Genomic DNA, 19,125 nt, shown 5'->3' with positions numbered 1-19,125 from the left:
CTTCCATCTCTCTAATCCAAAATACTACTATCAAACGCCATCCGCTTCGGCTTCCTTAACTCCCAGCGAAAGTTTCTCTGCCAAGTGATTGCGGAAGGCCAAGATAGAACAGCGCCTTCACTCCCCCCCGACCGATCAGTTGCTTGAGCAAGGCTCAGGAACAATGACGCAGCGACCTGCGCAAGCAACACAGACTCCATAGCAGATCACCCCAGATGCTCGATCAACTCGCTGATCAATTCGCGGTGCTCGCCGTGCCAGTGGTAGGCCACATAGGCCTTTAGCTCGATGACGGGCGCGTCCTTGACCACGAACAGCCGCTGCCGGTCACACCAAGGGGCGACGATGTCCTGGGGCAGGTAAGCGGCGCCGCCACACTCGAGCAGCAGGCCGAGGGCGATGCGGCCGCTGTTGACTCTGCCGCGCGCCAGTTGGCGCTGCGGAAAGCTGCTCTCGTGGATGCTGGCAAACGCCGTGCCCCCCTCGACCCGTATGTAGCCTTCGCCCACCGCCTGCTCGGCGCGTCTATCCGGCTGGCTTGAGACCATCACCAGCGGGATGGTCGCCACCTCCTCGACCCCGACACCACTGATGCGCGGGGTGTCGTAGAGGAAGCCGACGTCGACCATGTTGCGCTCCAGCTTCTCGACCACCCGCAGCGGGGTGCTCTCTTCGGCGCGAACGCCCAGGGTCGGGTAGGCGCGGTAGATGGTGGCGAGCCAGTCCTGCAGGAAGATATCCCAGAGGCTGGCGACCCCCGCCACCACCAGACGCCGCTGGTGCCGCTCGCTCAGGGCGGTGTCCTCGTAGGCTCGCTCCCAGGCGTCGAGCAGAAAGCGGGCGTGGCGCTCCATGCGCTCCCCGGCAGGGGTCAAACCGATGTGGTGATGGCCTCGGCTGAACAGCGACAACCCCAGCTGCGCCTCGAGTTGACGAATGCGTGCGCTGACCGTCGAGGGCGAGACACAGAGGCTCTCTGCGGCCTTGCCGAAATTGCGCAGCCGGCTGACCTCGAGAAAGGTCTTCAGCAGTTGGGTATCCACGGCTCACCTATGCGGTTTTTTTGTTCGTGAAGCGCAAAAAATTTTGTTTTTCAGGATACCCGCATTTCTCTAGGCTTGCCCGACCCCCTACTTCTGCCCACCTGAGGTTCCGCCATGGCGTTTTCCCCCAAGCGTTATCTGCCCTTCCTGCGCTGGGGACGCGGCCTCGACCGCCGCACCCTGTCGGCGGACATGATGGCGGGCCTTACCGGCGCCATCCTGGTACTGCCACAGGGCGTGGCCTATGCCTTCATCGCCGGGCTGCCACCGGAGGTCGGGCTCTACACGGCGATCGTCGCGGCCACGGTGGCGGCGCTGTTCGGCAGTTCCTGGCACATGATCTCAGGCCCCACTGCGGCGCTCTCCATCGTGCTGGCCAGCGTGATCGGCGGCCTCGGCACGCTGACACCCGACCAATACCTGGGAGCGGCGCTGACCATCACGCTCCTGGTCGGACTGATCCAGCTGGCCATGGGGCTCTTGCGCCTCGGCAATCTGGTGAGTTTCATCTCTCACACGGTGGTCATCGGCTTCACCTCTGGTGCGGCCATCCTGATCGCCACCAGTCAGATGGAGCACCTGCTTGGCGTGTCCATCGACGCTCAGGGATTCCTGGCCGAGCTGTCAGCGCTGTTCCGGGCGCTGCCGGATATCAACCTCTACGCATTGGCCATCGGGCTGATCTCGCTGATCACCTCGCTGGTAGCACGACGCCTCCATCGTCGTAGTCCTCACCTGCTGCTGGGGCTGGCCGCCGGCAGCCTGGCCTGCTGGTGGATCGATGGCGCCGCCCACGGTGTGGCGCTGGTCGGCGCCCTGCCCGGGACCCTGCCACCCGTTACGCTGCCCGAACTGACGCCGGACAGCCTGCGTGTGCTGACCTCCGGCGCCTTCGCCATCGCCCTGCTGGGGCTGATCGAAGCGGTATCCATCGCCCGCGCCATTGCCCTGCGCTCGCGTCAGGTGATCGACGGCAATCAGGAATTCATCGGCCAGGGTGTGTCCAATATCGTGGGGGGCTTCTTCTCCTGCTACGCCAGTTCGGGCTCGTTTACCCGCTCCGGTGCCAACTATGACGCAGGCGCCCGCACCCCGCTGGCCTCGGTGTTCGCCGCCCTGCTGCTGTCGCTGATCCTGATCTTCGCCCCGGGGATCACCGCTTATCTGCCGCTACCCGCCATGGCTGGAGGCATCCTGCTGATCGCCTGGAACCTGATCGACGTCCCGCACATCGTCCATCTGGTACGCGTCAGTCGCCACGAGGCGATGGTGCTGGTCGCCACCGTCTCCGCTACCCTGCTGGTGGCACTGGAGTTCGCCATCTATATCGGCGTGCTGCTGTCACTGGTGCTCTATCTAAAGCGCACCTCGCGTCCCACCGTCCTTGAAGTGGCGCCGCGCCAAGATCATCCCCGGCGGCTCATTCGCAACGTCAGACGCTACCAGCTCGAGCAGTGTCCACAGCTCAAGATACTGCGCATCGACGGCTCGCTGTTCTTCGGCGCCACCGACCACGTACAGCGGCATCTTCGCGCCTTCACCGCCGAGCCGGGCTCCCGTGCGCTGATCATCGGCAAGGGCATCAATTTCATCGACACGGCGGGCGTGGAGATGCTGCTGCAGGAGGTCCGTCGCCTGACGGACCAGGGGGGCGAGCTGATGATCAGCTCGCTCAAGGGTACGGTGATGGATGAGCTGTGCCGTCGCGGGGATCTGAAGCGAATCGGCGAAGCGCGCTTCTTCGAGACCACCGAGGCGGCCATCACCTCCATTACCCCGGCGCTGGATCCAGACGTCTGCCAGGGCTGCGCCAAGCGTGTCTTCGGCGAGTGCGCGTCGAAGCCCTCGCCTGAACACGGTGTCCTGGCAAGCCAGATCTGATCAGCGCCGGACCGGGTGGACGAAGCAGCGGAGCCGCTTCAGGCTCCGAGGACGTCCTTCAGCGCCGCCAGGCAGGCGTCCACTTCGAGTGGGGTGTTGTAGTGGGCCAACGACACCCGGGTGACCGAGGGCAGGCCCAGGGGGCGCAGGATATTGCCGGAGTAGGCGTCGTCCTTGCGGGCGTGGACGCGGATGCCACGCTGGCCAAGCTCGGCGACGATCTCCAGTGCGTCTCGGTGCTTCACGCAAAACGAGACCGCCCCCTCCCGCCAGGGCGAATCCGCCTCGCCGATCAGGGTCACGCCGGGCAGGTCCCTGAGTCCGGTGACGCCATCGGCGCCGTCGATCAGCCGACGCATCAGCGCCGCCTCCTGATCATGCATGGCCTGACCGGCGGCCAACAGCCGCTGCCGGCGCTCGCTCTTGTCAGTGAAATGTCCTCCCAACCACTCGAGATAGCGGACCATCTCGTGGGCGCCGGCCCAGGCGCCAGGATCGCGGCTACCCAGCTCCCAGGCGTCATCCGGCTTGCCCGCCACGCGGTCGTGATCGACGCAACCCAGTCGCGGCGAGACCCAGGCGTAGCCGTCGTTGAACGGGCAGAACACCTTGTACAGCGACACCGCGTAGGCATCGACGCCGTAGTGCGATACCGCCAACGCACCATGGGGGGCATGCTGGATGCCATCGACGATGATGTAGCAGTCCGGTGCGATGGCGCGAATCGCCTCGGCGATGGTGGCCACGTCCTGGGTCATGCCGGTCACCGGGCTGGTGTGCAGGATAGTGGCCACACGGGTCTCCGGCGTCACGACGCGGGCATAGTCCTCGGCGGTGGCGCGCCCCTGATGCGGATCGAAGGGCACCGTCAGCCGCTGCCTGCCGGTGCGCCTCGCCCACTGCGCGGTGGCGTCAAAGGTGGCGGGGTGCTCGAGCTCGCAGGCGACGATGTTGCCACCCGCTGGCGCGGCACTGGCGGCGGCGCGAATCACCCGGAACAGGCACTCGGTGCCGGTCTCGCCGCCAAACACGATGCCGTCCTCTACCCCCAGCAGGCTGGCCATGGCGTCGCGACCGTCATCGATCATGCACGAAATGGCCCGGGAAGCGTCATTGTCGCGATGATCGTTGTCCGGTAATGCGGCGACTTCGGCCATGCGTGCCACCACGGCCTTGAGCGTCAGAGATCCGCCGGCGTTCTCGAAGAATATCCGGGGGCCGGTGTAGGGGCAGCGGTCGACGTGGTGAAAGCGAGCGCGCACCTGACTCATCAGGGCGTCGTCAAATACCGCCACGCTCGCCTTGATGGAAGGTTTCAATGTCTGCATCTGATCGTTCCTTGATGGCAGCGGAACAGCGAACCTCACCCCCAGCCGGGCGCCAGAACGAGGCAAGGGACGCTACCCGATCCCTCCTGGTTCGTCCGGAGTTATCGAGAAGCTTGCTCATAGTAGTACGCCCTGGCTGACCGGATGGCAAAAATGCAGCACACTGGGCGCCGGAACTTTGGTCGATCCAACGTTACCGTTCGAGCGACATCGTGATAATCTGTCCCTTGCACGATGGCCGTAAATTGACGCCATTTCACCTTTCACAATGCTCAACCATCCCGGTAATTTTCCCCTGATGATGGGCGAGCCTTCTGGCGAGACAATGCCATGACGAGTGACGCCACCTCCGCTGCACCATCCAAGCCGGAAGCCCTGGCCGAGGAGCTCGTCTATGACCGCATCGTCGACGCCCTGATCGACAAGCGTCTGCGTCCCGGCGAGCGTTTGAACGAAGCCAAGCTCGCCAGCGCCTTCAAGACGCCGCGTAGCCGGGTGCGTCGCGCACTGAACCGACTGACGGCGGAACGCCTGGTACGCTTCGAGATGCACCGGGGAGCCTTCGTCTCGCTGCCATCGGTGAAGGAAGCCTACGATATCTTCGAGACGCGGCTGCATATCGAGGGCGCGGTAGCGCGGATCGCCTGCGAGCGCATCGACGCCGAAGGTATCGCCACGCTACGTCGCCACCTGGCGCTGGAGCATCAGGTGTTCGAGGAGCACCAGCCCAGCGTCAATCGTATCTCCGGCGACTTTCACCTGATGCTGGCGGAGCTGACCGGCAACGACGAGCTGATCGCCATCGTGCGTCCGATCATTCGACGCTTCTGCATCATCCAGTCGCTCTACGAACGCTCCACCGGCGTGCTGTGCCTGACCCACGAGCACCAGTCCCTGGTCGATCTGATCGAAAAGCGCGACGCCGAGGGCGCCGCCGCGTCGATGATGGAGCACTGTCGCCACATCTTCTACAGCCTGGACCTGTCCGAGCGCCGCCGCGCCGAGGCCAACATCTACGATATCGACATCGACGATCCGCTGGGATAAAGGGCGGGCCAGGCCGAAAAACCAACGCAAGCAGGAGACAGGGCCGGCCCTGAGCCTGGGACATGCGTAGCAGAAAAGGGGCCAGAAGCCCCTTTTCTGCATTTCCACGACGTCATTGCCAGCTTCTGGCCCACGCCATCAGAGTGCGGCGTCCAGCGCCTCGATCAGTCGGTCCACCTCGGCCTCGGTGTTGTAGTGCACCATGGACACCCGCACCACGCCCTGGATGTCCATCAGACCGAGGTCCTCGGTCAGGCGACGGGCGTAGAAGTCGCCGTAGCGGATTCCTACCTTGGCCTCGTCGATCTTGCGCACGATCTCGTCAGACTGATGCCCTTCCACGGTAAAGCTGATGGTCGCGACGCGATGTTCGATATCGGAATCCCGCCTTCCGATGATGCGAACGCCTTCTTTTCCAGCGAGATAATCGAGCAGTTTCTTGCTCAATATCGCTTCATGCTTGGCGATGGTATCGAAGGCTGTTTCCAGCTTTTTCCGCTTATCACCTTCACCATTATCGCCCGTCAGTGAGGTCAGATAATCCAGGATACCGGTGGCGGCGTAGGTCAGCTCGTAGTTGGGATTTCCAGGCTCCATCTTTCCTGGAATCTGCTCACGCGTGAAGAAGTGATGGTAGATATTATCCAGCTCCAGCAGGCACTCCTTTTTCACATAGAGCACCGCGTGGTGGGGACCGAATACCTTGTACAGACTGAAGCCGTAGTAGTCGACATCCCAGTCCTGGACGTCGATGGCCCGGTGGGGGGCGAAGGCCACCCCATCGACACAGATGCGAGCACCGGCGTCGTGGGCCATGGCGGCGATCCGCTTGATCGGATTGATGGTGCCGAGCAGGTTAGAGACGTGGGTCACGCAGACCAGGCGGGTGCGCTCGTTGAGCAGTTCCGCCAGGGTGTCCAGCTCGAGTTCCAGGGTCTCGGGATTGCAGTTCCAGAAGCGCAGCTTGACGCCGCGCTGCTCGAGGCGCATCCAGGGGCCGACGTGGCTCTCGTGGTCGGTGTTGGTGACGATGATCTCGTCACCCGGGGCGAACTGGCTGGCCATGGCGTCGGCCAGCAGGCGGAACTGGATGGTCGAACTGGGGCCAAACACCAGCTCTTCCACGTGGCGGGCATTGACCAGCGTCGCCACCGCCTGGCGACCGGCATCGACCTTGGCCTTGGAATTCTGGCTGGGGGCGTAGCTCGCGCCGAGCTGCACGTTGTCGCCCAGCAGATAGTCGCTGATGCGTTCCACCACCATCTTCGGCACCTGGGCGCCGCCGGCGTTGTCCATGAACACCCAGTCGCTTTCAAGCGAGGGAAACTGGGCTCTGACGTGTGTCAGATCAAGGCGAGCGTCTGAGGATGAATCGAGTGACATGGGAAGTCCTTGAATAGGGGTCGAGAGGCGATACATGGACGTCGAGAGACAAGGCTGGGGCGAAACAAGCGCCGGCCAGCCGTCGAACAGGCGCCACGACTCAGTGAGCCAGCACCGACTGGAAAAAGGCGCGAGTTCGGTCTTCCTGCGGTGCCGAGAAGATCTGTTCGGGAGCGCCTTCCTCGACGATCTGGCCGGCCTCCATGAAGATCACCCGGTCGGCGACATGGCGGGCGAAGCCCATCTCGTGGGTCACCAGCAGCATGGTCACGCCGGTGCCGGCCAGGGTCTTGATGACGTCGAGCACCTCGCCGACCATCTCCGGGTCCAGCGCCGATGTGGGCTCATCGAACAGCAACACGCGCGGTTCATTGGCCAGCGCCCGGGCGATGCCGACCCGCTGCTGCTGACCGCCGGACAGGGCGCTTGGATACTTGTACATCTGCTCGGCGATGCCGACCTTTTCCAGCAACTCCTTGGCCCGCGCCTGGGCATCCCCCGGGCTCATGCCGCGCACCCGGATCGGCCCCAGGGTCACGTTCTCCAGCACCGTCATGTTGGGAAACAGGTTGAAGCTCTGGAACACCATGCCGACGTCCTTGCGCACCTCGATCAGCTCGGGGCCGGGCTGGACCCGCACGCTGTCGACATAGATGTCGCCGGCGCTATAGGCCTCCAGATGATTGATGCAGCGGATCAGCGTCGACTTGCCGGAGCCCGACGGGCCGAGGATCGCCACCACCTCGCCTTCGCGTACCTTGAGGTCGATGTTCTTGAGGGCGTGGAAGTCGCCGTAGTACTTGTTGACCCCTTCGAGCGAGATGATCGCTCTGGGCGCCTCGGGCAGACCAGCCTCGAGCGGGGGAAGGGTAGTGCCCTGGGTAGTGCCCTGGGTTATCCGGGTTTCATTGATCATGGCAGTTCTCCTGTCAGGCCCGGCCCTGGGCGAAGCGTTTCTCGAGCAGACCGACCAGGCGCACCAGTGGCAGCAGCACCGCCAGGTAGAGTAGCGCCGCGCCGATCAGCGGTGTCGGGTTGGCCGCCAGCGCCTGGGCCTGGGTGGCCTGCTTGAGCAGGTCGGGCATGGCCACCACCGAGGCCAGGGCGGTGTCCTTCATCACGTTGATGCAGTTGCTGGTCAGCGGCGGAATGATCAGCCGGATCGCCTGGGGCAGGACCACGTCGCACATCATCCGATACTGGCTAAGGCCGATCGACTGGGCGGCCTCGAACTGGCCCCGTGGCACCGCCTCGATACCGGCGCGGTAGATCTCGGCGGCGTAGGCGCTGGAGATCATGGTCAGGGCGGTACAGGCCGCGGCGAACGGTGACAGGGTGATGCCGACGAACGGCAGCGCGTAGTAGACGATGACCAGCCACACCAGCACCGGCAGTGAGCGAAAGACGTCGATGTAGGCGATGGTGAGAAAACGCAGCGGCTTGGGGCCGTAGAGGCGCAACAGCGCCAGCCCCAGCCCGCCGATCAGCCCCAGCAGGATGCTCAGAAAGCCCAGCATCAGGGTCATGCCGAGCCCCTGCAGGAGCATCGGGAAGGTGCGCACCAGCACCTCCCAGTTGAAGAATGTCTGGACCAGGTCCATGGATCGTCTCCACGATCGAGGGTAATACGCTGGCCGCGGCGGTCACCGCCGCGGCCACGGGACTTGCTGGGCCAGGTTTACTGGGCGGAAGGCATATCGCGCACTTCGACGGTGCTGGTGCCGGCATCCGGAGCGGCGCCGAACCAGGTCTCGTGCAGCTCGGCGATAAAGCCTTCCTGCTTGAGTTCGCTGATCACTTCGCTGGCCTTGGTGGCAAGCTCGGCGTCCTTGGCAAACATCATCGAGTACTGCTCACCGCTGGGGATGCGGCTGACCACCTCGAGGCTGGGCTTGTCACGCACGTAGTACTGCACCGCCGGAATGTCGGAGATGTAGGCGTCCAGGCGGCCGCTGGACAGGTCCAGCATGGCCGGCTGCAGGCCTTCATAACGACGGATTTCCTTGATGCCGTACTGCTCCTGGTTCTCGCTGGTCCAGATGTCGCCGGTGGAGCCGGTATCGACGCCGACCACCTTGCCGTCCAGGTCCTCGAGCCCGCTGATGCCCTTGCTGGTGTGGGTCGCCAGGGACTGGTCGCTGTCGTAGTAGGGCTGGGCGAAGGACACCGACTCCAGACGCTCGTCGGTGATGGTGATGGAGGACACCGCCACGTCGATGCGCCCGGACTGTACCGCCGAGAACAGGCCATTGAACGGAATGTTGCTGATCTCGACCTCGTCGTAGCCCAGGCGGCTGCCGACCTCGTTGACCAGGTCGATCTCGAAGCCGACGTAGTCACCGCTGTCGTCCTGGAACTCCCAGGGCAGGTTGCCGATGTTGGCACCGACCTTGAGGGTCTCGGCCATCACGCCGCCTGCTGCCAGGCCGGCGGAAAGCGCGGTGGCCAGCACCAGGGAACGCTTGGAGAATGTCTTGGAGAAGGTCTTGTAGGAAAGGCTCATGGAATATTTCCTCTGGTTATTGTCGTTGTTGCGGGTACAGCAGAAAACACGGGGGTTCACCGGCGACGTCAGACGACGCCGGTCGCTTCACCTTCCCGGGCAAGCCAGGCCCGGGCGATCTCTTCACGGGTGGCGAACCATACGCCCTCGTGGGCCTGGGCATAGGCAATAAAGTCCTTGAGCGCACGAATCTTGCCGGGGCGCCCGACCATGCGCGGATGCAGGCCGACGGACATCATCCTGGGGCCACGGGCCGATTCCTCGAACAGCACGTCGAAGCCTTCCTTGAGGTTGTCGAGAAACTCGCGTCCCGAGGTAAGCCCAGGAGAAAGCCAGAAGCGGAAGTCATTCATGTCGGTGGTGTAGGGCACCACCAGCTGACGACTGCCCGCCACTTCGGTGAAGTAGGGTACATCGTCGTTGTAGGCGTCGGAGTCGTAGAGGAAGCCACCCTCTTCTATCAAAAGGCGCCGGGTGCGCACGCTGGGTCCGTAGCGGCAGTACCAGCCCACCGGGCGCTTGCCTGTGGTGGCGGTGATCGACTCGATGGCCAGGCGGATATGCTCGCGTTCCTCGTCTTCGCTGAGGCGAAAGACCTCCTCCCAGCGATAGCCGTGGCTGCAGAATTCGTGGCCATCGGCGCTGGCGACACGGGCAACGCGGGGGTTCTGCTCCAGCGCCACCGCGCAGGCAAAGAAGGTCGAACGCACGTCGGCCTCGCGCAGGATGTCGAGGATGCGCCAGATGCCGACCCGCGAGCCGTACTCGTACATCGACTCCATCGCCAGATTACGGGTGCCGGCGGGAGTTACGTAACTCCCCCACTCGGTCATCGACTCCTGGTCGTCGTCGCCCATGGCGAAGGACCTTTCAGAGCCCTCCTCGTAGTTGACCACGATATTGACCGCCAGGCGGGCGCCATTGGGCCAGGCCCCGGTGGGGGGAGTATCGGCGTAGCCGACCAGATCACGCTGCGGGAGCATCCCGTTTCTCCTGAGGTCGCCAAGCATGCGACGACCCTGATTGTTGGTGTTGTTATCGACCGTCTGTCGGCCTTGTCAGGATTGCACGCAATTCTGCGTGCGATGTGAACAATAAAGCACAACCGTACTCGCAGCGCAAATGGCAACTAGCCAATGGTGGGGGATGGGCCGGCTATCCAGCAGTAGATCCCGCTTTTCTGCGAGCCAACGTCCTCGCTCCCGCTTGTCGTTTTTCGTCGTGGCCTTTCCGATCACGGACATGGGTTTTGCCCTGTAATTCGCAACGCTTTAGGGTTTTCATGGGCGGAAAATGTATTTTTCGTTCCGATTTTCTCGTCAAAGCAGGAGCTCCCGATGAAAACCACCGAGGCCGCCGCCCGCCAGCACGGCGACAGCGGCAAACGCCGCTTCTTCGGCCATCCCTGGCCTCTCGCCACCCTGTTCGGCATGGAGGTGTGGGAGCGCTTTTCGTTCTATGGCATGCAGGCGATCCTGTTGATCTACCTGTACTACGAGGCCAGCCGTGGGGGCCTGGCGATCGACCAGTCGGTGGCCATCGGTATCGTCGGTGCCTACGGCAGTTCGGTCTATCTGGCCACCATCCTCGGCGGCTGGTTCGCCGACCGGGTGTTCGGCGCCGAACGCACCCTGTTCTATTCGGGCATCGTGGTCATGCTCGGGCATATCGCCCTGGCCATCCTGCCCGGTGTCTACGGCGTCACCGCCGGCTTGATTCTGGTGGCGCTGGGCAGCGGCGGGGTCAAGGCCACCTGCTCGGCGCTGGTGGGGTCCCTGTACGAGCCCGGCAGCCCCCGGCGCGACGCCGGCTTCTCGATCTTCTATCTGGGTATCAATATCGGCGGCTTCGTCGGCCCGTTGCTGACCGGTCTGCTGCAGCAGAACGCCGGCTTCCACTATGGCTTCGGCATCGCCGCCGTGGGCATGGCGATCGGTCTGGCCCAGTACACGGCGGGACGCAAGGGGCTGCCCGATGATCAGAAGGCCGCACCGGACCCCATCGCGCCGGCGACCCTCAAGCGCTATCTGGGCATCGCCCTGGTGGTGCTCGCCCTCGTGGTCGGCGCGGCCCTGGCGGGCTGGATTCGTGCCGACAATCTGTCCGGGGTGATGCTTGGCATCATCGCTGTAGCGGCGCTCTGCTACTTTGCGGTGATCCTGCGCTCCACCCACGTAAGCCCCGAGGAACGCAGCCGGGTGCTGGCGTTCATTCCGCTGTTTCTGACCAGCGCCGCCTACTGGGCGCTGTACAGCCAGTCCTACACCGTGATCACCGCCTTCTTCGATCAGCGCGTGGATCGCAGCCTGTTCGGCTGGGAGATTCCGGTGGGTTGGCTGGTATCGGTGCAGGCGCTGACCATCATCCTGTTCTCGGGGGTGTTCGCCTGGTTGTGGACGACGCTGGGCAAGCGCCAGCCGTCGTCGGCCGGCAAGTTCGTGATCGCCATGGCGATCATCGGCGCCACCTTCCTCGGCTACCTGCCGTTTCTCGGCAGCGAAGGGTCGAACATGCCGCTGGCCATGCTGGTGCTGTTGCTGCTGGGCTTCACCGCCTCGGAGCTGTGCCTGTCGCCGATCGGGCTGTCGGTGACCACCAAGCTCGCACCGCGGGCCTTCCAGACCCAGATGATGGCACTGTTCTTTCTCTCGCTGGCGCTCGGCTTCGCCGCCGGCGGCAAGCTCGGCGCCTTCTATACCGAGGACACCGAAGTCGGCTACTTTATTGCCATGGCGGCCATCGGTGGCGTCAGCGCCCTGCTGCTGGCGGCCTGCCTGCCGTTCATTCGCCGGGCCATGCGCGGCGCAGACTGAGCTACCGCCAGGGTCGGCCAGCGCTGGCAACAAGAAGCTGGCCGACCTTGTCTCTTTCGGCACCGGGCGGCCATGGCCGCCCGGATACTCTTTCGACGCTCTCTCGACACTCTCTCGACACAGGATGTAGGCATGCCTTCCGACCACGCCATCCCGGGCCTTTCCATCAGCGACCATCGCCTCGAGGTGCCGCTGGACTGGTCCCACCCGGACAGCGGCGAGACCCTGAGCCTGTTCTACCGCGAGGTCTGCGCGTCAGACCGTGTCGACGAGGAACTGCCGCTGTTGCTGTTCCTGCAGGGTGGCCCAGGCGGCAAGTCGCCACGCCCCACCGCCAATGGACCGGGATGGCTGCACGAGGCGCTCAAGCACTATCGGGTGATCCTGCCCGACCAGCGTGGCACCGGACGCAGTTCGCGCATCCCCGAGGCCACCATGGCCGCCTTCGAAAGTGACGAGGCAGGCGGTGACTACCTGGCCTGCTTCGACGCCCACGCGGTGGTCGCGGACTTCGAGCACCTGCGCAAGACCCGCTATCAGGGCGCCACCTGGACCACGCTGGGCCAGAGCTACGGCGGATTTCTGACCCTGACCTACCTGTCCTACGCACCCCAGGGCCTGAGCCGCTGCTATATCACCGGCGGCTTGCCGGCGCTCGACGCCGACCCCGACGAGGTCTATCGGCGCACGCACCGTCGGGTGGAGCGCAAGCTTGAGGCGTATCTGGCGCGCTTTCCCGATGATCGCGAGCGGATCGACGCCATCGCCGACCATCTGCTGGACCACGATGTCCGCCTGCCCGACGGCGACCGACTGAGCGTGCGCCGCTTCCAGAGCCTGGGACTGATGCTGGGCATGGGTGACGGCGCCGAGCAGCTCCACTGGCTGCTCGAGGAGGCCTTCACCGACGATACGCGAAGCGCCCTCAACCATCACTTTCTGGTGGAGGTGATGACGCTGACCGGCTTCGACGAGAATCCGCTGTTCGGCGCCATCCACGAGAACATCTACGCCAACCCTGAGCGCCTGTGCGACTGGGCCGCCGAGCGCCAGCAGGGGCCGCAGTTCGACGAGCGTCATCGCCCGCTCAGGCTGACCGGCGAGATGATCTACCCCTGGATGTTCGACGAGATTCGCGCCCTCAAGCCCTTCCGTGGGGCGGTACACCAGCTGGCCCGGCGACCTCTGGCCAGCCCCTTCTACGACGCCAGACAGCTCGCCGCCAACCGGGTGCCGGTGGCGGCGCTGATCTACTTCGACGACATGTACGTGGACGCCGAGCTGTCGCTGGCCACCGCCGAGGCGATCCCGCGGCTACGCTACTGGATCACCAACGAGTACGAGCACGACGGGCTGCGCCAGGACCCCGGGGTGTTCCGTCGGCTCAAGGCGATGCTGGACGATTGACACTCATCAAGGACGCTGCCCATGACCCCTTCCCACTGCGCGGGTGTCCCCGCCGGCAATCCCTTCAAGACCGCCATGGCCAGTGGCCAGGCCAGAATCGGCCTGTGGCTGTCGCTGGGCGACCCCTACTGCGCAGAGATGTGCGCCAGCGCCGGCTTCGACTGGCTGCTGATCGACGGCGAGCACGGCCCCAATGATGTGCGCTCCATGCTCGCCCAGCTGCAGGCGGTCGCCGCCTACGACAGCCACCCGGTGGTTCGGGTGGTGAACGGCGAGACGGCGCGGATCAAGCAACTGCTGGACATCGGCGCCCAGACCCTGCTGGTGCCGATGATCGACACCCCGGAGCAGGCCCGCGCCATGGTCGCCGCCACCCGCTACCCACCGGACGGGGTGCGAGGTGAAGCCTCCGCCATCGTCCGGGCGTCACGCTGGAATGCACGGCCTGACTATGTGCATCGGGCCAACGACGAGATCTGCCTACTGGTCCAAGCGGAGAGCGTGACCGCGCTGGATAACCTCGAAGCGATCTGCGCGGTGGACGGCGTCGACGGGGTCTTTGTCGGACCCGCCGACCTGGCCGCTTCCATGGGCCATCTCGGTGACGCGGGCCATCCCGAGGTCCAGGCCGCCATCGACGAGGCCATCGCCCGCATCGTTGCCAGCGGCAAGGCCGCCGGCGTGCTCACCGGTGACCCGGAGCTTGCCAGACACTATCTCTCCCTTGGTGCCAGCTTCGTGGCGGTGGGGCTCGACGTCAGCCTGATGATGCAGGCGGTGCGCCAGCGTGCATCAGAGTTTGCGCTTGGCCCGCAGGCGGCCGATTCGCAGGAAGACTCATCCACCAGCGCTGGCGACGGGTCCCAGGGACCCTACTGACCTGATACCGGCCGGGGGCCCTGATCCCACCGACCGGGGGCCCTGCTGCCACCGGCCGGGGACGTCACCACTCGCCGCCGCCGCGCTCCAGGGCGGCGGCGATGGCCTGGGGAATCGGCTGGCCGCTGCGTTCGCTGGCGAACAGGTACTCGCCGGCCGGATTGACCTCGAAGAACACATGACGCCCCTCGGGTGTGACCCTTAGATCGATGGCGCCGTAGGCCAGTCCAAGCTCTCTCATCAGCGCGCGCAGTCCGGTCTCCACCTCATCCGGCAGGGTATAGGGGAAAACCTCGGCGCTGCCCACGCCACTGCGGTAGTCGACCTCGTACTGCGGCTCGCTCCTGAAGGCGGTCGCGAACATCTCGCCGGCCACCGCGGTGACGCGCAGGTCCAGCGCCAGCGGGATGTACTCCTGAAAGATCACCGGCGCCAGACGAACCGCCTCGAGCCTGGCCATCTCGTCCTGGCCGACCTTGAGGGTCTCTCGCGGCGCCTCGACGATATTGCGAAAGGCCTTGCGCACCACTCCACCATCGCCGTGGCGGGCAATAAACTCGGCAGCGGCGTCCGGGCGATTGGTGATCAGGGTATCGGGAATCTCGAGCCCCAGCCGGTGGGCCAGACGATGCTGGGTCAGCTTGCGCTGGGCGCGTTCGTCGGCCAGCGGATGGTTCATCCAGAAGCTATCCAGGGCATACCACAGACCAAGCACCGCCTCCTGGGTCTCGGACCAGGCAAACAGCCGTTCGGTGCCGTCGCCCAGGGCAGGGTCCAGATCAAAGGAACGGATGCGCCGGTTCCATACCGAGCGCACCTCGTCCAGGGCCAGCCGGCGCCCGTCGCCAAGTTCCAGCCACAGGCTGTCACCGCTGGCACCTGCGTAGGCCAGGATTCCCAGACGCCGGGGGAAGTCGGCGACGTCGATCACCTCCACCGGCGAGTGAAGATGGGGCAGTACCCGCTCGACATGGGCATTGTCGGCAAACGACAGGATCAGGATCATGCTCGGCTCCCTCGAAAAAGGCGGGCACCGACAGGGTGCCCGCGGGTCCTGTCATCGCTCACCGTCCACCAAGCTGCACGTAGGCCGCCCAGGCCTGCTGCCAGGCCAGCATCCCCTGCTGATCGAGCATGCCCTGCTGGTAGAGCTGGGCGTACTGCGCCAGCAGTTGAGCGTACTCGCCAAGCAACGCCTGGCTCTGATCCTGCTCGCCTCCGCCGTCCGCCACCGGCGGCTTGAGCGAGGCGCCCGACGGCGCCTGACCGGTGGCCAGCACAAAGGGCTGCAGCGGCTGGACTGGTTGCATCGGTTGCATGGGCTGGACGGGCTGGTTGCCCCAGCCCCCCGGTAGCGGATTCTCGAAGGCCTGCTTGCCGCCCACGGGGCCTTCCACCAGTTGCTTGGTCGGCACTTCGAAGATCTGCTTGGGAGGCGGGTCAAGCGGCTTCCATTTGCCCGGCTCCAGGCCTGGATCCTTGCCAAAGTCCTTGGGGTTGTCCTTGGGCAACTCCTTGCCGCCGTCCTTGATGCCGTCCTTGATACCATCCTTGATCCCATCCTTGACGCCATCCTTGGGGCCATCCTTGATCAGGTCCTTCGGTCCCTCCTTGACGCTCTCCTTGACCGGCTCCTTGACGAACTCCTTGGGGTTATCCTTGGGCCGCTCTTTTGGCGGTTCCTTGGTGAACTCCTTGGGGGTGTCCTTCGGCAGCGCCTTGGGGTGCAACGGCGTGCACGACACCATCTCGCCGATGGCGCTACGGGGGCCATCCAGGCAGGCCTGCATTCGTGCCACCTGGCCCTCGGTGAACATCACCATGGTGTCGTCGTCGACGTAGTCCATGTAGTTCATGAACATGTCGCCATCGGGGCCGTTGTCGCAGGACACCTTGGGAAAAGTCGGCTTGCCCAGGTTGGCGCCGCCCTGGTTGGGGGTGTCGTCGACGAAGTCCGAGCCAGAGCAGCCGGTGCCGTCGTCTCCCCAGATATGAAAGAGATTGAGCCAGTGGCCTATCTCGTGGGTAGTGGTGCGCCCCAGGTCGAACGGCGCCCGGGCGGTGCCCATGTTGCCGAAGCCGGTGTAGGTCACCACCACGCCGTCGGTGGCGGCGGGTCCGCCGGGGAACTGGGCGTAGCCGAGCAGGCCACCGGAAAGCGGGCAAACCCAGATATTGAGGTATTCGTCTGCGGGCCAGGCATCCTTGCCGCCGCTGGCGTCGGCCTTGACTTTGTCGTCATCGACAAAACCGCTGACGTCGGTGCGGGTGCGGGTGATGCCATCGGTGGGGTTGCCGTCGGGATCGCTGGTGGCCAGCGCAAACAATAGCCTGGCATCGGCGGCCACCGGCGCGAAGGGCGCAGGTACCGTCGAGATGTCGGCATTGGTCTTGCGAAAGTCCTCATTGAGGATCTCGATCTGGCTGTCGATCTGCTCCCGCGAGATGTTCTGCTCGTCGGTGTTGTAGACCACGTGGACGACCACCGGGATGCGGGTGCACCCCGGACGCTGGACGATGGTGCCGCGCATGGCACGAAAGGCGTGTTCCTCAATGCGCGATCGCCGCCTGGCATAACCGGGGTCCTGATCCAGCAGTCGCCGGTGAACCGACATGGTGCCACAACAGCGACACCGTTCCGGATGGGTGGTGTTATCGGACATGCAAGCCTCCCCGCCGGCCAGCCGGTCGGCGTCGTGAGTACAGGTTCAATGGCCAGCAACTGGCCTCAAGTGGCCCCACAACGCACGGTATTGGCGGCGTTGGTGGCCTCAATGACGGGTAATGATCAGAAGATCGTCCTCCAGCGCATCGATATCGTAGTCACCGTCCCAACCGGGCAGTGTCAGGTGCAGTTGATCGCCATCACGCCGCCACTGACCACGGGCATCGCAGGCAAGGCGGTCGGCGGCGTCTCCGGTGTGGAGCTCGACGGCGCCGTCCTGGTGCAGACACAGGCGCCTTCGCGGCATCCGCGAGGGGGTGACAGCCGGCGAATCCGGGTGCCGCAGCACCGTGCAGTCGCCGATGCCTTCCTCGCGCATCTCGATCCAGTCTCCGCACAGGTCCTTTGGCATCACCTCCTCCTGATCGGTCTTGTCTTGCTTTACCTGATCTTGTCTTGCCTGTTCTCGTCTCGCCGGGGCGTCACTCGATCACTGGCTGGGTTAATGGCTGGGTGAGTGGCTGGCTGAGTGGCTGGGTGAGCGGCCTTGCCACTGGCTCGTTCAACGGCCTGTCGACCGAGACCGTCGCTCCCATCCCCTGCGCGAGCGCAGCAACTCCAACCGCTGCCAGGCCTGACGCCAGCCGGCGTCCAGCTGCGCCGACCAGACGCCTTGTCCCTGCCAGCGACGATACTGGGCCAGCAGGGCTTCATGATGGGCCTCGAGCTGGCGCCAGGGGTCGCCCAGGTGGTGGCGCTCGTCGCCACGACAGTGGCATTCCGGCAGGGGTGGGGCGTCGACCGCGTGCAGGCCGGCGCTGGTGGCCACAAACCCCAGGTTCATTGCCACGATCTTCATGGCGTAGGACGGATCCACCGTGGCCAGGACATCGTTCGGTCCATGGATGGCGTCATTGGCGCCGTCGGCCCCTTCGATGGTCAGCACGGCGGGTATTCCGGCGTCGATAAAGGGCACATGATCACTGGCAAAGGGGTTGAGCGAGACCTGCAGTTCGAGATCGGTGAAGCGGCCTCCCGCCGCACTCAGGCCATCGATCATGTCCTGGCTGAGGGGCGCGCCTTCCAGCAGTACCGCCGCAGGTGTGGCGTTGATCGAGCCGATCATGTCCATATTGAGCACCCCGGCGATGCGCCCCCGCTCGGCAGCGGAGAGTCCCGCCACGAACTGGCGGCTACCGTGCAGCCCCTGCTCCTCGCCGCCGAACAGCACAAAGCTCAGGTCATCATCGAAACGCTGCCCGGCCAGCACCTCGGCCATCAGCATCAGCGCCGCCGAGCCACTGGCGTTGTCGTCGGCGCCCGGCGCCGGTGCGGACGGACCGCCCTGATGGTTGACGCTGTCCAGGTGAGCGACCACCAGCCAGTGACGGGGGCTGGCGGCCTGCCCCGGCAGCCGCGCCAGCAGGTTGATGCTGCTGGCGCCGCCGGGCAGCGATACCTGCTGGCGATCCACGGCCAGCCCCGCCGTAGTCAGCTGAGACTCGGCCCAGTCCACCGCCTGAGCGTACTCGGCGCTCGATGATAGACGCGTCGGATAGGACACCAGCTGACTCAGCAGGGTGACGTAGCGGGCCTGGGAGGCCGACGCGACGACAGCGTCGACGGCCCGGGATCCTGTAGCGTCGCGACGAGGCGCAACCTGGCGAAACAGACGGGTCGATTCGCTTAAAGGGAACAGGCGGAAGCAGGGCGCTTCACTTTGCTCAAGAGGCTTGTTGATCCTGGCCGCCTCGGACCTGGGCAGGTCCACCACCAGATAGCGCCCCGCATCCAGCAGCACCGGAACCTCGGGATGGGCCTGCTGGAACAGCCGGCCCTTCTGGCAGACGCCGTGCAGTCTTCCCTGGCCCAGGTCCTGGACCATCGCGTCATCGGCGTCATGCAGGCTCGTGGCCTCGCGGACGGCCCGCCAGCGGGCGTTGGCGGCGACCAGCAGCCGTTTGCGTCCAGCCTCCACCAGCCAGCCACCGGCTTTCTCGACGCGCTCGGTCAGCGTCGCGTCGCCGCTCCTTGCCTGATGCAGTTCGACCTTCATGTCGACTCCCTGCCGTCAGCGCGTGCACCGAACCATCGGTTTCGGCGTCGCCACGACGACCGCCGCTGAACCGAGGAGTGGGGCTCAACGGACTTAGTCGGGTGGTACTGAACTACTAAG

Annotated in this window: 16 protein-coding genes; 5 read left to right on the top strand and 11 right to left on the bottom strand. The window is 64.9% G+C overall.

Annotated features, from left to right (window positions below):
* Positions 1-206 precede the first annotated feature (206 nt).
* Complete coding sequence (locus NH448_RS01480) at positions 207-1,043, bottom strand: LysR family transcriptional regulator (protein ID WP_253028358.1); 837 nt, start codon at positions 1,041-1,043, stop codon at positions 207-209.
* A 114-nt stretch (positions 1,044-1,157) separates the two neighbouring features.
* On the opposite strand from NH448_RS01480, the gene NH448_RS01475 reads away from it, so the two are divergent.
* Positions 1,158-2,924, top strand: coding sequence for a SulP family inorganic anion transporter (locus NH448_RS01475; protein ID WP_045991672.1), 1,767 nt, complete (start codon positions 1,158-1,160; stop codon positions 2,922-2,924).
* 38 nt (positions 2,925-2,962) lie between these two features.
* On the opposite strand, the gene NH448_RS01470 is transcribed toward NH448_RS01475, so the two are convergent.
* Complete coding sequence (locus NH448_RS01470) at positions 2,963-4,252, bottom strand: aminotransferase class V-fold PLP-dependent enzyme (RefSeq protein WP_253028357.1); 1,290 nt, start codon at positions 4,250-4,252, stop codon at positions 2,963-2,965.
* A gap of 330 nt (positions 4,253-4,582) precedes the next feature.
* Here NH448_RS01470 and NH448_RS01465 point away from each other — a divergent pair, with 330 nt between their 5' ends.
* Positions 4,583-5,299, top strand: a complete 717-nt coding sequence (locus NH448_RS01465) for a GntR family transcriptional regulator (protein ID WP_052704264.1) — start codon at positions 4,583-4,585, stop codon at positions 5,297-5,299.
* Positions 5,300-5,437: 138 nt separating this feature from the next.
* On the opposite strand, the gene NH448_RS01460 is transcribed toward NH448_RS01465, so the two are convergent.
* From NH448_RS01460 to NH448_RS01440, 5 genes are all read right to left on the bottom strand, one after another.
* Positions 5,438-6,682 (bottom strand): cysteine desulfurase-like protein, encoded by a 1,245-nt coding sequence (locus NH448_RS01460; RefSeq protein ID WP_045991670.1) that lies wholly within the window; start codon positions 6,680-6,682, stop codon positions 5,438-5,440.
* Positions 6,683-6,782: 100 nt separating this feature from the next.
* A complete protein-coding gene (locus tag NH448_RS01455) occupies positions 6,783-7,598 on the bottom strand; it encodes an amino acid ABC transporter ATP-binding protein (protein WP_083970233.1) in 816 nt (271 codons plus the stop codon).
* A gap of 13 nt (positions 7,599-7,611) precedes the next feature.
* Complete coding sequence (locus NH448_RS01450) at positions 7,612-8,283, bottom strand: amino acid ABC transporter permease (protein WP_045991669.1); 672 nt, start codon at positions 8,281-8,283, stop codon at positions 7,612-7,614.
* A 77-nt stretch (positions 8,284-8,360) separates the two neighbouring features.
* A complete protein-coding gene (locus tag NH448_RS01445) occupies positions 8,361-9,185 on the bottom strand; it encodes a transporter substrate-binding domain-containing protein (RefSeq protein ID WP_045991668.1) in 825 nt (274 codons plus the stop codon).
* Positions 9,186-9,253: 68 nt separating this feature from the next.
* Positions 9,254-10,168, bottom strand: coding sequence for an allantoinase PuuE (locus NH448_RS01440; protein ID WP_045991667.1), 915 nt, complete (start codon positions 10,166-10,168; stop codon positions 9,254-9,256).
* Positions 10,169-10,522: 354 nt separating this feature from the next.
* Here NH448_RS01440 and NH448_RS01435 point away from each other — a divergent pair, with 354 nt between their 5' ends.
* From NH448_RS01435 to hpaI, 3 genes are all read left to right on the top strand, one after another.
* On the top strand, positions 10,523-11,998 hold the full coding sequence (locus NH448_RS01435; RefSeq protein WP_045991666.1) for a peptide MFS transporter: 1,476 nt from the start codon (positions 10,523-10,525) through the stop codon (positions 11,996-11,998).
* Positions 11,999-12,130: 132 nt separating this feature from the next.
* Positions 12,131-13,405: an alpha/beta fold hydrolase gene (locus tag NH448_RS01430; protein WP_045991665.1), complete on the top strand. Its 1,275-nt coding sequence runs from the start codon at positions 12,131-12,133 to the stop codon at positions 13,403-13,405.
* A gap of 21 nt (positions 13,406-13,426) precedes the next feature.
* Positions 13,427-14,284, top strand: a complete 858-nt coding sequence (gene hpaI / locus NH448_RS01425) for a 4-hydroxy-2-oxoheptanedioate aldolase (protein WP_045991664.1) — start codon at positions 13,427-13,429, stop codon at positions 14,282-14,284.
* Between the two features lie 64 nt (positions 14,285-14,348).
* Here the strand turns inward: hpaI and NH448_RS01420 are convergent, their stop codons facing one another.
* From NH448_RS01420 to NH448_RS01405, 4 genes are all read right to left on the bottom strand, one after another.
* Positions 14,349-15,290 (bottom strand): MvdC/MvdD family ATP grasp protein, encoded by a 942-nt coding sequence (locus NH448_RS01420; RefSeq protein WP_045991663.1) that lies wholly within the window; start codon positions 15,288-15,290, stop codon positions 14,349-14,351.
* Between the two features lie 58 nt (positions 15,291-15,348).
* Positions 15,349-16,947 carry a M43 family zinc metalloprotease gene (locus tag NH448_RS01415; RefSeq protein WP_253028356.1) on the bottom strand — a complete coding sequence of 533 codons (1,599 nt, stop codon included), beginning with the start codon at positions 16,945-16,947 and terminating at the stop codon, positions 15,349-15,351.
* A 108-nt stretch (positions 16,948-17,055) separates the two neighbouring features.
* On the bottom strand, positions 17,056-17,361 hold the full coding sequence (locus NH448_RS01410) for a hypothetical protein (protein ID WP_045991662.1): 306 nt from the start codon (positions 17,359-17,361) through the stop codon (positions 17,056-17,058).
* Positions 17,362-17,511: 150 nt separating this feature from the next.
* Positions 17,512-19,005, bottom strand: coding sequence for a M28 family metallopeptidase (locus NH448_RS01405; protein WP_052704263.1), 1,494 nt, complete (start codon positions 19,003-19,005; stop codon positions 17,512-17,514).
* Positions 19,006-19,125 lie beyond the last annotated feature (120 nt).

The sequence above is a fragment of the Halomonas sp. OfavH-34-E genome, assembly GCF_024124525.1.
GTDB classification, from domain to species: Bacteria; Pseudomonadota; Gammaproteobacteria; order Pseudomonadales; family Halomonadaceae; genus Halomonas; species Halomonas litopenaei.
This window is presented reverse-complemented; position numbering and strand designations above follow the sequence as displayed.